Origin of the sequence: Methylobacterium sp. AMS5 (assembly GCF_001542815.1) — a bacterium.
Classification (GTDB): domain Bacteria; phylum Pseudomonadota; class Alphaproteobacteria; order Rhizobiales; family Beijerinckiaceae; genus Methylobacterium.
In genome coordinates, this window is the sequence record NZ_CP006992.1 from 2664222 (window position 1) to 2676726 (window position 12505).

The following is a 12505-nucleotide window of genomic DNA, read 5'->3' on the forward strand; positions in this document are numbered from 1 at the left end:
CGGCCACAGAGGCACCTGTTTCAACCGCGACACTCAAGAGCCGCACCGAAGCCGTCGTCGGGGGCTCCCGTGCATCCGGCGGAGGCCCGCCGCTCCGCCATGTGGGTCAGACCTGCTCGATCTGCCAGCGCACCAGCGCGTCCTCGTCCACCGTCAGGTGCAGGACGATCTGCGCGGTCCGCCGCGCACCGACGACGCCTGCGAAATAGACGCTCTCCTCGATCGCCGCCGTCGCACCCTCCACCGTGAAGCGCCATCGCTCCCCGGTCGACAAGCCCAGCATCACGCTACCGTCGTCCTGAGGCTGCGTCGCGACGGCGGTGTGGAGGTGGAAGCGCACCGCCACCGGCTGGGGCCGCGAGCGCGGGCGCTTGCTGTCGCGCCGGAACGCGTCCTCGCCCGCCAACCGCACGGGGCTGTCGGAGAGGCGCCAGCGGCGCTCGTGCAGGATGCCGAATTCGGTCACGTAGCCGTCATGGCGCGCGGCGAGGACCGCGGCCCCGTTCTCCGTGCGCCGCTCGACGGCCACCGGTCCGGGGCCGCGCAGGACCACGGGGCCGCGGCGGTAAAGCAGCCAGCGGGCAGCGATCCGGCTGATCCACCAATCCTCCGGCTCGTCGAGGAAGCGGCAGGAGGAGGTGTCGGCGACCGTGGCCGTCGAGTGGGCGGCGGTGCTCCGCGCCGCCCGGCGTAGCTCGCCGCCGCTCGCGGGACTGCCGCAATTGACGACGATGCGCTGCGCCCCGCTCGTGAGTTCGAAGGAGAGGCAGCCGGCGGCGGCCTCGCGCGACTGGTCCATCGGCGGTGGCGCGCCGACATCGCAGACGAGCACGACCCGCCCCAGTTCGAGCCGGGCGTAGCCGGAATGGGAGGCGTACATCAGCGGCTCGGTGCCGGCCCCATCATAGACCAGCAGCGTTGCGAGATGGTCGGCCGCCGTCACGCCCATGCCGTTGAAGTGGCTGAGCGAGGCATCGCCGTGGCGCAGGAGACGCAGCGCCGGCAGCATCCGGTCGACGGCGCGCAGGAGCGCCTCCGGCGGATCGACACTGCGGCTGAGGAAGCTCTGGCGCAGAGGCAGAAGATCGAGCAGCAGTTCCATGGCAAAGCGCGGATCGCGGGAGCGGTGGCCGCCATCCGGCAGGATCTGCGCTTCGAGTTCACGCACCAGGATGCGGGTGGCCCGGCGCAGAATCGGCTCGATGCCCTCGCAGCACAGACCGGCATAGGTCAGCGCCACCGCCGCCAGCAGCCGCGATTGCGGCGGTGACGAGCGCCGCAGCGAGCGCTCCAGTTCCCGTGCGCCCTTGCCGACGGCCTTGAGGAAGGCCTGATAGAAGGCGTGGTCGGCACCCTCCAGCACCAGCGGCGACTGGCACAGGAACGAGATCAGCCGGCGTGAGGCGACCGGCACCGGGCTGGCGCGGGCCGCCTCGCCGCGCCCGCTCATGAAGTCCGAGACGAAGGCGCGGGCATTGGCCCGGGCCAGCGCCGTGTCGGCAGCCCGCAGGTGGCGCAGCCAGCCGAAGCCGTAGAGCGCGTCCGCCCATTCGGGGGAGGGGGGATCGTAGTCGAAGGGCGAGCGGCCGCTGACCACCAGCGATCGGCCGGCGAACACGAACAGGCCGGAATAGATGTCGTCGGCGAGCGAGGCGTCGCTGGTACGCAGGTCGTGCGGCGCGATCACGAGGCCGGTCACCCGCGCGCGGGTGAGGATCTCGGGCCGCGCCGTGAGCTGTGCCGTCCGTTCGCGAACCGCGCGGACGATCTCGTGACCGAGCAGGCGGTAGAACTGCCAGCGTTCGGGGCCCCTGCCCAAGCCGTATCCTCCGAGCCTTCGAGACGGGCCGTACGGGTTGCCGCCCGGAGCCGCACGATGGGGCACCCGGCAGCCGGCTTCGGCCAAGCTTATGCCTGTCCTCTTAACCGTCCTTTAACGCTGTGTCGTCCTCGCGGGGGCCGGCATCCCCGCAATGCACCGGCCCGACGCGGCGGCGCTTCGCCGCTCAGGCGGGGCCGGTCTCGACGGAGCGGGCGGGATCGGCACCCCATTCCGACCACGAGCCGTCGTAGAGCGCCCGCGGCTGCTTGCCCAAGGTTTCGAGTGCCAGCGCGACGATGGCTGCGGTCACGCCCGAGCCGCAGGTGGTGACGACGGGGCGGTCGAGATCGACGCCGGCCTCCGCGATCGCGGCACGCAGCGAGGCCTCGTCTCGCAGGCGGCCGTTCGCCTGGAGGGCGGCGTAATGCAGGTTCTTGGCACCGGGCATGTGGCCGGGGCGCACGCCGGGGCGGGGCTCCGCCTCCTCGCCACGGAAGCGCGGGCCGGAACGGGCATCGACCACCTGCGTCGTGCCGCCGGCCAGGGCACGGGCGATGTCACCCGCATCCGCCACGGCACCGTTGTCGAGCCGGGCCGTAAAATGGCGCCGGTCGCGCGGGCGGCCCTCGCCCTCCTCGGTCGGGTAGCCCGCCGCGACCCATGCCGGCATGCCGCCTTCCAGAATCTTGACCTCGCGCATGCCGAAGGTCTGGAGCATCCAGCGAACCCGCGGCGCCGAGAACAGCCCCATCCCGTCGTAGACCACGACCTGCGCCCCGTCGCCGACTCCGAGCGCGCGCATCTTCGAGGAGAACACCTCGGGTCGCGGCAGCATGTGGGGGAGGGCGGAGTCGGTGTCGCTCATCGCATCCAGATCGAAGCGGATCGCACCGGGGATGTGGGCGGCCTGATACTCCGCCGCAGCATCGCGCCCCTGCGCCGGCAGGTACCACGAGGCATCGAGCACGACGACGTCCGGCGCGTTCAGGCGCTGATGCAGCCATTCCACCGTGACGAAGGGCGATGTGGTCATGAATGTCCTCGCTGCGCGGGTCTTCGCGGGGAAGACATCACATCCGGCATTGGCGGGAATTCGGCAAGGCCGCCGGAGCAAAAGCAGGCGCGACGGTGTGGCGTCCGTTACGCCCCCTGCCACCGGCGCGATCTTCGGGTAAGCGCGGGACGTCAGCGAGAAAGTGGATGTCCGTGCGAGAAACCTATCACATCGAAGTGCTCGGGCCGGAGGAGCCGGACGCACCGGGCGGCGTGCAGCAGCGGGTCTCCGTGCGAACAGCGAGCCCGGAGGCCGCGGCAGAGCGGGCCAAGCGGCTGTTCGCCCGTGCACGGGTGCCGCAGCGCGCGCGCACGGCCGCGGAGGCCGTCCGCGTCATCGACGGCGCGGGCATCGAGATTTTCAGCATGAGTCAATTCGACGAGGCGTGAACGCGACGCTCCAACATTCATTGACTTCGCGGGTGCAACGTCGCATATCGCATGTGCAGCGTCAGCGACCGAACGGGGTCGCTTGAGGGGGCTGCGTGACGGTTCGCGCCTTTTCCAAGGTTGTGCCCCGGCCCCTCTCTTCAACGTGTATGCACCCCAGGCCGCCCCATCACGCGGGCAGCCTCCCGGACTGATGGACCCGCCTTTGATAGTCCCGCGCGCATTGATGCGCCGGATTGCGGGTTCCGCTGCCTTGAAAGTACCGACTTGACCCAATTTACCGATTTCGGCCTCGCTCAGCCCGTGCTCCGCGCGCTGGAAGAGGCCGGCTACGTCACACCGACGCCGATCCAGTCGCAGGCCGTCCCGCCCGCGATGGAAGGCCGCGACCTGTGCGGCATCGCTCAGACCGGCACCGGCAAGACCGCCGCCTTCGCCCTGCCGATCCTGCATCGCCTGTCGCTCGACAGCCGCCGTGCGCCGCGCCGCGGTTGCCGCGTGCTCGTTCTGTCGCCGACCCGCGAACTCGCCAGCCAGATCGCCGATAGCTTCTCGGACTATGGCCGGCACCTGCCCTACACCAACACCGTCGTGTTCGGCGGTGTGAACATCACGCGCCAGGAGCGGGCGATCGCGCCGGGCGTCGACATCCTCGTCGCCACGCCCGGCCGGCTCATCGACCTCGTCGATCGCCGCGCGCTGACGCTGGAGGGCGTCGAGATCCTCGTCCTCGACGAGGCCGACCAGATGCTCGACCTCGGCTTCATCCACGCGCTCAAGCGCATCGTGAAGATGCTGCCGGCCAAGCGCCAGAGCCTGTTCTTCTCGGCCACCATGCCGAAGAACATCGCCGGGCTCGCCGACCAGTATCTCAACAACCCGGTGCAGGTGGCGGTCACGCCCGTGGCGACCACCGCCGAGCGCGTCGATCAGCAGGTCATCTTCTGCCATACCGGCGCCAAGCAGGCCCTGCTCAACCACGTCCTGCATGATCCGAAGATCGAGCGCGTGCTCGTCTTCACCCGCACCAAGCACGGTGCGGACCGCGTCGTGCGCGGCCTCGACAAGGCCGGCGTCGTCAGCGCGGCGATCCATGGCAACAAGAGCCAGCCGCAGCGCGAGCGGGCGCTCGCCGCCTTCCGCGACGGTTCGTGCCGCGTGCTGGTGGCGACCGACATCGCCGCCCGCGGCATCGATGTCGACGGCGTGACCCACGTCGTGAACTACGATCTGCCGAACGTGCCGGAATCCTACGTCCACCGCATCGGCCGCACGGCCCGCGCGGGTGCCGAAGGTCAGGCGATCTCGTTCTGCAACGACGAGGAGCGCGCTTACCTGCGCGACATCGAGCGCACCACGCGCCAGAAGGTGCCCGTTGGCGGGTTCCCCGAGGGCTTCGTGCCGCCGACGCGCCAGGAAGCGCAGGACAATGCCGCCGAGGAGGCGCGCCGTCCGCCGCGTCAGCCGCAGGGTCGCCCCGGCCAGCGCCAGGGTCGTCCAGGTGGCGGTCGCGGCCAGGGTGGCGAGGGACGCGGCGAGCCGCGCGCCCACGACGCGCGCGGTGGTCGTCCCAGCGGACAGCCGGGCCACCGACAGGACCAGCGCGCCGCCGGCGCACCGCGTCCCGACGGTCAGCGGCAGGACCAGCGCCGTCCCGAGCGGGCCGGCGAGGCCCGTCCGCAGGGTGCGCGTCCGCAAGGCGCCCGTCCGAGCGACGGCCGTCGCGACGGTCGGCCCGCGCGCTCCGGCGGCGAGGGCGGCCGGGCGATCGGCTGGCTCGATCGCGCACCGCGCACCTGATCGCCGGACGGCCTGACGATCCCGCGTCGAACGCCCGCCCCATCGCCCGGCGAGACGGCACGCGACCGATCGTCGGTATCGTAACGGGTCTCTGACATCGATCTTTTCGGCGCGGGATGCGTTCATCCCGCGCCGTTCTCGTTCGGAGCACGGCCTGTCAGGAAATCAGGCGTGATGCGCTACGAACTCTATCGTGATTCGGGTGGGCAGTGGCGCTGGCGCCTACGTGTCCAGAACGGCAACGTCATCGCGGATTCCGGTGAGAGCTATGTTCGCCGCGAGGATTGCGAGCGCGGCATCGAACTGGTGAAGGGCAGCGCCGAGGCGTCCGTCGTCGACATGACGACGAAGATCGCCTGACCCGATTTCACGGCTTCCTCGGGCGCTCTTTTGACGAAACCGTTTCGCGCCCTCGTGCGTTCTCGCTCGCGCGGTGCGCCAGGTTCGGCGTGTCCGTTCGCGATTGCCGAAGAGGGAATGCCCACTTGATCAGAAAACTCCTCCTTGCCGCGCTGATGGTCCTGGGCCTTGCCGCGGTGGCACCGCAGGGTGCGTCGGCCGCCCCGGTCGGTCCGTCGGCCGCGCTCGTGACCGAAGCCACACCCGCGACCATCGAGAAGGCGCAATATTACCGCCGTGGCTGGGGTCCGCGCCGCTATTACGGCCGCCGCTTCTACGGCCCGCGCCCGTTCTATCGGCGCCCGTATTACCGCCGTCCGTTTTACGGCCCGCGCCGTTTCTACGGCCCGCGTCGCTTCTACTACTGAGCCGAACTGATTTCTCCGGAGTCCCCGCGGACTTCTGAAAACGGTCGTTTCCGAATTGAGCCCGGAGTGTCACCGCTCCGGGCTTTTTCGTGTCCGTCTCCTGGGCCGGCCGATCACGTCCCGCGCTATTCCAAAAGCCGCGAGCCGATATAGGATGGCGGTCGAGCGAGTATGGCCCGCGTGAGACGGACCACTCCGGAGGACGTCCCATGATCGATCTCGTGACGCGGCAGCGGCGCGCGATTGCGCCGCCTCGTACCCTGTCCTGGCAGGACATCCCCCTCGAGTTGTTCGTTTGCGCCGCGGCGATCTTTCTCGCGGCCGGGCTGGAGCTTCTCGGCCTGATGCCCTGACGCCGTTCCGCCTCTGGCGCGGGACCGGCGCCCGTGCTTGGCTGTCGGACAACGCGCGATCGAATCGGCGCGAAGGGGGGATCGATGACGCAGGCGATCGATGTGAGCGACGAGCATCCCGTCGGCGACCTGACGGTGCGCACGATCGCCATGCCGGCCGATACCAACGCCAACGGCGACATCTTCGGCGGCTGGGTGCTCTCGCAGATGGATCAGGCCGGCGGCATCGCCGGGGTCGAGCGGGCGCAGGGGCGGGTCGTGACGGTGGCCGTCGATGCGATGACCTTCATCCGGCCCGTGCGGGTCGGCGACGTGCTGTGCGTCTACACGCGGGTCGGGCGGGTCGGGCGCACCTCGATGAAGATCCACTTGGAGGCCTGGGCGCGGCGCTTCCAGACCCGGTTTCGCGAGAAGGTCACCGAGGCGACCTTCACCTTCGTCGCCATCGACGAGATGGGCCGTCCGCGCCCGATCCCGATCGAGGGTGAGGCGGCGTCCGCTTGAGCGAGGCTGCCGGATCAGGCAGCCCGCGCGGCGACTGAGCGACGCCCGATTCGCCATTCCGAGGGATCGAGCGGATCGGGCATGAGGCGCGTCGGCATTGGCGATTGCGGGCGCGACGGTCTAGAACCGGACGCAGTATCGTCATCCTCAAGCTGCCGAGTCCGTATGCCCGCCACGCCCCGCGCCGCGATCATCCCGGTCACCCCGTTTCAGCAGAATTGCACGTTGATCTGGGACGACGCCACCAAGGTCGGCGCCGTGGTCGATCCCGGCGGAGACCTGGACCGGATCGAGGCGGCGATTCGCGCGCAGGGCGTCACGGTCGAGAAGATCCTGCTCACGCACGGTCATATCGACCATGCCGGCGGCGCCGCCGAGCTGAAGGAACGTCTCGGCGTTCCCGTCGAGGGCCCGCACGAAGCCGACAAATTCCTGCTCGATTCCCTGCCCGAGACGGGCGCGAATTATGGTCTCGACGGCGCCCGCGCGATCACGCCGGATCGCTGGCTCAACGAGGGCGACACCGTCACCGTCGGCGGCCTGGCCTTCGACATCTGGCACGCCCCCGGCCACTCCCCCGGCAGCGTCGTCTTCATGAGCCGCGATGCCCGCTTCGCCCTGGTCGGCGACGTGGTGTTCCAGGGGTCGGTCGGCCGGACCGACCTTCCCGGCGGCAGCCACGAGCAACTGATCCGGATGATCCGGGAGAAGGTGCTGCCGCTGGGCGACGACGTCGCCTTCATCCCCGGCCACGGGCCGACCGGAACGCTCGGACAGGAGCGGATGACGAACCCGTTCCTGCAAGGTTAAAAAAGGTCTGTAGCGTTGCCCGGCTCGCTTCGCCGGCCGCTCACAGGGTGGGGTCAGTCGCGAGCTGCCGGGCCGGCGATGCGTGTGATGGGAGCGACGATGCGGGAGGGTTCGATTTGAAGGCGTTCGATACCGATCGGATCCGCGTACTCCTCGGTCTCGGAGCCGTGCGCTGCCGGCCTCGCCTATATATCGGCGATACGGAGGACGGAACCGGGTTGCACAACATGGTGCTTGCCACCGTCAACAGTGCGCTCCGCGAGCGCTCCGGCCACCGCGCCGGTTGTGTCCGCGTGACCCTCGACTCCGACGATTCCTGCACCGTCTCCGACGATGGCCCGGGCCTGTCCGCTGACCCGGGCGGCGACGGCGATATCGGCGAGCTGGAAGCCGTGATGACGCGGCTCAACCCGCAGGATCTCGGGGGCGGCCTGGAAAAGGCGGGGCTGTGCGTCGTCAACACGCTGTCGCACTGGTTACGGATCGAAAGCCGGACCGGGGGCAAGTCGTTCGATCTGGCGTTCCAGCACGGTGTGAAACTCTCGCCCGTCGGGATCCGGACGATCGAGGACGATCTTTGCGGAACGACGATTTCGTTCCGGCCCTCCGCCGATACCTTCACGGAACGACATTTCGATGGTGCGAGGTTGAAGGTCGATCTGGAGGGGCTGTCGCATCGATCGGGGGTGCGCATCGAATTCAGCGACGCCCGAGGAAACCCCGCAGCCTGATACTGTCCCTTCGCGCGACGGCGTCATGGACAGCCCTTACGCGCCGTTAACGCGATCGGTCCACAACGAGGACGCGACAACGCTTTCCAGACGCGAAAAGCGATGCAAAATCAGGGATGAACGCCTATATGGAATGGGTACCGAGATAGCAGGCATGCCCGGCCCGTCCGGGCCCGAAACAAGGCTCCCGAGCCGCCTGCCCGAGGAATTTCATGGCTGACTCCCCGAACACCGAACACGCCGATAGCTACGGCGCGGAATCGATCCGCGTGCTCAAGGGCCTGGACGCCGTCCGCAAGCGGCCCGGCATGTATATCGGCGATACCGACGACGGCTCCGGCCTGCACCACATGATCTACGAGGTGGTGGACAACGCCATCGACGAGGCGCTCGCGGGCCACGCGGACCTCGTGACGGTGACGCTCAACGCCGACGGCTCGGTGACGGTCTCCGACAACGGGCGCGGCATCCCCACCGACATCCACCGGGAAGAAGGGGTTTCGGCGGCCGAGGTCATCATGACCCAGCTCCATGCCGGCGGAAAGTTCGACCAGAACTCCTACAAGGTCTCCGGCGGCCTGCACGGCGTCGGTGTCTCCGTCGTCAACGCGCTCTCCACCAGCCTGAAGCTGCGGATCTGGCGCGCTGGCAAGGAACACCGCATGGAGTTCCGCCACGGTGACGCGGTGGCACCGCTGGAAGTCGTCGGTCCTGCGGGTGATCGGCGCGGCACGGAGGTGACCTTCCTGCCGTCGACCGAAACCTTCACCATGGTGGAGTTCGACTACCCGACGCTGGAGAAGCGTCTGCGCGAGCTGGCCTTCCTCAATTCGGGCGTGCGCATCGTCGTGACCGACGCGCGCCATGCCGAGCACAAGCGCGAGGAGCTCTGCTACGAGGGCGGCGTCGAGGCGTTCGTGCGCTATCTCGACCGGTCCCGGAAGCCGGTCGACGGCATGACGAAGCCCGTGACCGTGCTGGGCGAGCGCGATGGCATCCGCGTCGAGGTGGCGTTGTGGTGGAACGACTCGTTCAACGAGACCGTCCTGCCGTTCACCAACAACATCCCGCAGCGCGACGGCGGCACCCACATGGCGGGCTTCCGCGCCGCCCTGACGCGCCAGCTCACCGGCTATGCCGAATCCTCGGGTATCGCCAAGCGCGAGAAGGTCTCGCTCACCGGCGACGATTGCCGCGAGGGGCTGACCGCGGTCATCTCCGTGCAGGTGCCGGACCCGAAATTCTCGTCGCAGACCAAGGACAAGCTCGTCTCCTCCGAGGTCCGCCCGGCGGTCGAGAACATCCTCAACGAGGGCCTCTCGACCTGGCTCGAGGAGAACCCGGCCCAGGCGAAATCGGTGATGGGCAAGGTCGTGCTCGCGGCCGCCGCCCGCGAGGCGGCGCGCAAGGCGCGCGAGACCATCACCCGCAAGGGCGCGCTCGACATCGCCTCGCTGCCCGGCAAGCTCGCCGATTGCCAGGAGCGCGATCCGAGCAAGTGCGAGTTGCTGCTGGTGGAGGGTGATTCCGCCGGCGGATCGGCCAAGCAGGGCCGTGACCGTACCTTCCAGGCGGTGCTTCCGCTGCGCGGAAAGATCCTCAACGTCGAGCGCGTGCGCGCCGACCGGATGCTGTCCTCGGCCGAGATCGGCACGCTGATCACCGCGCTCGGCGCCGGCATCGGCCGGTCGAGCACCGACCGCGAAGGCTTCAACCCGGACAAGCTGCGCTACCACCGCATCATCATCATGACCGATGCGGACGTGGATGGCTCGCATATCCGGACATTGCTGCTGACGTTCTTCTTTCGGCAGATGCCGGAACTCATCGACCGCGGACACCTCTACATCGCCCAGCCGCCGCTCTACAAAGCGGAGCGTGGCCGGCGCGTCCTCTACCTCAAGGACGAGCGGGCGCTTGAGGATTACCTGATCGATCAGGGCGTCGAGGGCGCCGTGCTCCGGCTGGCCTCCGGCACCGAATTCGGGGGGGCCCAGCTCAAGACCCTGGTCGAGGAAGCGCGCGCCTTCCGTGGCATCCTGCACGGGCTCCACACCCGCTACGACCGCTCGGTGGTCGAGCAATCGGTTCTGGCTGGCGCCTTCGCCAAGGATTTGGCCGAGAATCCCGGCGAGGCCGAGGTGCTGGCCGACCGCACCGCCAAGCGCCTCGACCGGATCGCCGACGAGATCGAGAAGGGTTGGACCGGGGCGGCTTCGGAGGGCGGCTACGTCTTCAGCCGGACGCTTCGCAGCGTGACGCAGGTTGCCAATCTCGACGCGACGCTGCTCGCCTCGCAGGAAGCCCGCCGTCTTGCCGAGCGGGCGGAGACCCTGCGCGAGATCTACGAGGAGCCGGTGACGCTTGCCCGCAAGGGGGACGAGACCGAACTCTACGGTCCTGTGGGCCTGTTCGAGGCGGTGATGGCGTTCGGCCGGAAGGGTCTCCAGCTTCAGCGCTACAAGGGCCTCGGCGAGATGACCGCCCAGCAGCTTTGGGAAACGACGCTCGATCGCGACGTGCGCTCCCTGCTGCAGGTGAAGGTCAAGGATACGACCGACGCCGACGACCTGTTCGTCAAGCTGATGGGTGACGTGGTGGAGCCGCGCCGCGAGTTCATCCAAGAGAACGCGCTGAGCGTCGCGAACCTCGACGTGTGACGTGCGACCCGGATGGCCGGCGACGGCCTCTCGGGTCGATGCGGGTGCCCAGGGCGGCGCGGGTCAAGCCCGTGCCGCCGACAATCCGTTCGGCAGACCTTCGAAGGAATCGACGAGGAAGGCCCGCGCGCGGCTGACGCGGCTCTTGACCGTGCCGACCTGGCAACCGAGCTGCTCGGCCGCTTCCTCGTAGGTGAAGCCCTCGGCACCGACCAGCAGAAGCGCCTGCCGCTGCGGCAGCGGCAGGGTGCCGATCAAGTTCATCACCATCCGCAGTCCCGCCGCGTGCTCCTGATCGGGGTGAGCGGTGAGCGTCCCGGCGTGGATGCCGTCGGCATCCTCGACTTCGCGGCGCCCCTTGCGGATCTCGGTATAGAACTGGTTGCGCAGGATGGTGAACAGCCAGGCCGTGAAGTTCGTGCCCGGCGTGAATCGCTCCCGGTTGGCCCAGGCCTTCACCATCGTCTCCTGAACGAGATCGTCGGCACGGGTCGGGTTGGCGGTGAGCGAGATCGCGAAGGTGCGCAGCATCGGTAGCGCCTTCACCAGATCGTCGCGGAAGATGGTTTCGACCTGCCCGCCATGGGCGGCGAGAGCCGTCTCGAACTGTCGCAACAGGGCAGCGAGCGGGCTCGGCAACGGGGCTTGCTCCGCCAGATCGAAGTAGTCCCGCAAGGCGAGAGCCAAGTGGCGCGGAACGGCTTTTGCCGCTTCGACCCGTATTACACCGGGATCATCCGGCAATTCACTGCGAATCAGTTCGTCGGGCATCCGAAAGGGCACCTCGGGATAGGGCAGGGCGTTTGAAGTAGTCACCATTCGGTAGCAAGTGAAAAATGAACTGATGCTAAACGGCGACGGAAAAAGCCCCAATCCGTTCAAGCAGGCCGAGCAGACCGCCGGCACAACCCTCAGATATGTTTCGGAGTTTTTCTGAAGGATTGCCGGATCGGGGCATGATGCCGGCCGAATGATTGTGGCGCTCGGCGATCTATTTTCAGCTTAGCCGTTTAAACTGCGTCGGACTGGTTCGCTCCGCGCGGATGTGCACCGAAGCGGGGAGCCGACCGCGCCGTCCCGTCGCAAGCCGGCGATCGGCGCGGCTCCCCTTGGCGGCCACCGTCTGCGGCATAGCTTTGCACGCAACGGCCTGCGGCGGAGCCGGCGGTTCGAGGAGCCCGAGTATGTTGGAAGAGTTCAAGAAATTTGCGTTGCGCGGCAATGTGGTCGATCTCGCCGTCGGCGTGATCATCGGCGCGGCGTTCGGCGCCATCGTCAATTCGCTGGTTCAGGACGTCATCATGCCGATCATCGGCGCAGTGACCGGCGGGCTCGATTTCTCGAACTACTACATCCCGCTGTCCTCCAAGGTGCAGGCGGGCCTGCCCTATGCCGAGGCGAAGAAGGTCGGAGCGGTGATCGGCTACGGTCAGTTCCTGACGCTCGCCGTCAACTTCACCATCATCGCCTTCGTGCTGTTCATGGTGATCCGCGCCATGAACGCCCTGAAATCCCGGGAGGAGGCCAAGCCGAAGCCCGAGGCCGAGGTGCCGGCCGAGGTGAAGCTTTTGGGTGAGATCCGGGACCTGCTGGCGGCGCGACGGGTATGAACCGG

13 protein-coding genes are annotated in these 12505 nt (G+C 68.3%); 10 read left to right on the forward strand and 3 right to left on the reverse strand.

What is annotated here, in order from left to right:
- Positions 1-106: 106 nt before the first annotated feature.
- Together Y590_RS11830 and sseA are read right to left on the reverse strand one after the other, a co-directional pair.
- Positions 107-1819: a heparinase II/III family protein gene (locus Y590_RS11830; RefSeq protein WP_060770012.1), complete on the reverse strand. Its 1713-nt coding sequence runs from the start codon at positions 1817-1819 to the stop codon at positions 107-109.
- A 187-nt stretch (positions 1820-2006) separates the two neighbouring features.
- Positions 2007-2855, reverse strand: coding sequence for a 3-mercaptopyruvate sulfurtransferase (sseA, locus tag Y590_RS11835; RefSeq protein ID WP_060770013.1), 849 nt, complete (start codon positions 2853-2855; stop codon positions 2007-2009).
- A gap of 173 nt (positions 2856-3028) precedes the next feature.
- Here sseA and Y590_RS11840 point away from each other — a divergent pair, with 173 nt between their 5' ends.
- From Y590_RS11840 to gyrB, 9 genes are all read left to right on the forward strand, one after another.
- Positions 3029-3265 carry a hypothetical protein gene (locus tag Y590_RS11840; protein WP_056193844.1) on the forward strand — a complete coding sequence of 79 codons (237 nt, stop codon included), beginning with the start codon at positions 3029-3031 and terminating at the stop codon, positions 3263-3265.
- 267 nt (positions 3266-3532) lie between these two features.
- Positions 3533-5065, forward strand: a complete 1533-nt coding sequence (locus tag Y590_RS11845; RefSeq protein WP_060770014.1) for a DEAD/DEAH box helicase — start codon at positions 3533-3535, stop codon at positions 5063-5065.
- 174 nt (positions 5066-5239) lie between these two features.
- Positions 5240-5425 carry a YegP family protein gene (locus Y590_RS11850; RefSeq protein WP_060770015.1) on the forward strand — a complete coding sequence of 62 codons (186 nt, stop codon included), beginning with the start codon at positions 5240-5242 and terminating at the stop codon, positions 5423-5425.
- 125 nt (positions 5426-5550) lie between these two features.
- Positions 5551-5832 carry a hypothetical protein gene (locus Y590_RS11855; protein WP_060770016.1) on the forward strand — a complete coding sequence of 94 codons (282 nt, stop codon included), beginning with the start codon at positions 5551-5553 and terminating at the stop codon, positions 5830-5832.
- A 209-nt stretch (positions 5833-6041) separates the two neighbouring features.
- Positions 6042-6185: a hypothetical protein gene (locus Y590_RS27015; RefSeq protein ID WP_003600739.1), complete on the forward strand. Its 144-nt coding sequence runs from the start codon at positions 6042-6044 to the stop codon at positions 6183-6185.
- 84 nt (positions 6186-6269) lie between these two features.
- Positions 6270-6689 carry an acyl-CoA thioesterase gene (locus Y590_RS11860; RefSeq protein ID WP_060770017.1) on the forward strand — a complete coding sequence of 140 codons (420 nt, stop codon included), beginning with the start codon at positions 6270-6272 and terminating at the stop codon, positions 6687-6689.
- 165 nt (positions 6690-6854) lie between these two features.
- Positions 6855-7499, forward strand: coding sequence for an MBL fold metallo-hydrolase (locus Y590_RS11865; protein WP_060770018.1), 645 nt, complete (start codon positions 6855-6857; stop codon positions 7497-7499).
- Between the two features lie 116 nt (positions 7500-7615).
- Entirely contained in the window at positions 7616-8230 is a 615-nt protein-coding gene (locus Y590_RS11870) for a DNA gyrase subunit B family protein (RefSeq protein WP_060770019.1), read from the forward strand.
- Positions 8231-8442: 212 nt separating this feature from the next.
- The gene (gene gyrB / locus Y590_RS11875; RefSeq protein WP_060770020.1) at positions 8443-10890 is read left to right on the forward strand and encodes a DNA topoisomerase (ATP-hydrolyzing) subunit B; all 2448 of its coding nucleotides are present in this window, start codon (positions 8443-8445) and stop codon (positions 10888-10890) included.
- A 63-nt stretch (positions 10891-10953) separates the two neighbouring features.
- Here the strand turns inward: gyrB and Y590_RS11880 are convergent, their stop codons facing one another.
- Positions 10954-11661: a sigma-70 family RNA polymerase sigma factor gene (locus tag Y590_RS11880; protein WP_060770021.1), complete on the reverse strand. Its 708-nt coding sequence runs from the start codon at positions 11659-11661 to the stop codon at positions 10954-10956.
- A gap of 413 nt (positions 11662-12074) precedes the next feature.
- Here Y590_RS11880 and mscL point away from each other — a divergent pair, with 413 nt between their 5' ends.
- Positions 12075-12500, forward strand: a complete 426-nt coding sequence (gene mscL, locus Y590_RS11885; protein ID WP_060770022.1) for a large conductance mechanosensitive channel protein MscL — start codon at positions 12075-12077, stop codon at positions 12498-12500.
- Positions 12501-12505: the final 5 nt, after the last annotated feature.

What these genes read in the sequence shown, in the direction of transcription:
- sseA (WP_060770013.1), bottom strand. Translation starts at nt 2,855, where the DNA reads ATGACCACATCGCCCTTCGTCACGGTGGAATGGCTGCATCAGCGCCTG.
- Y590_RS11850 (WP_060770015.1), top strand. Translation starts at nt 5,240, where the DNA reads ATGCGCTACGAACTCTATCGTGATTCGGGTGGGCAGTGGCGCTGGCGC.
- Y590_RS27015 (WP_003600739.1), top strand. Translation starts at nt 6,042, where the DNA reads ATGATCGATCTCGTGACGCGGCAGCGGCGCGCGATTGCGCCGCCTCGT.
- Y590_RS11860 (WP_060770017.1), top strand. Translation starts at nt 6,270, where the DNA reads ATGACGCAGGCGATCGATGTGAGCGACGAGCATCCCGTCGGCGACCTG.
- Y590_RS11865 (WP_060770018.1), top strand. Translation starts at nt 6,855, where the DNA reads ATGCCCGCCACGCCCCGCGCCGCGATCATCCCGGTCACCCCGTTTCAG.
- gyrB (WP_060770020.1), top strand. Translation starts at nt 8,443, where the DNA reads ATGGCTGACTCCCCGAACACCGAACACGCCGATAGCTACGGCGCGGAA.
- Y590_RS11880 (WP_060770021.1), bottom strand. Translation starts at nt 11,661, where the DNA reads ATGCCCGACGAACTGATTCGCAGTGAATTGCCGGATGATCCCGGTGTA.
- mscL (WP_060770022.1), top strand. Translation starts at nt 12,075, where the DNA reads ATGTTGGAAGAGTTCAAGAAATTTGCGTTGCGCGGCAATGTGGTCGAT.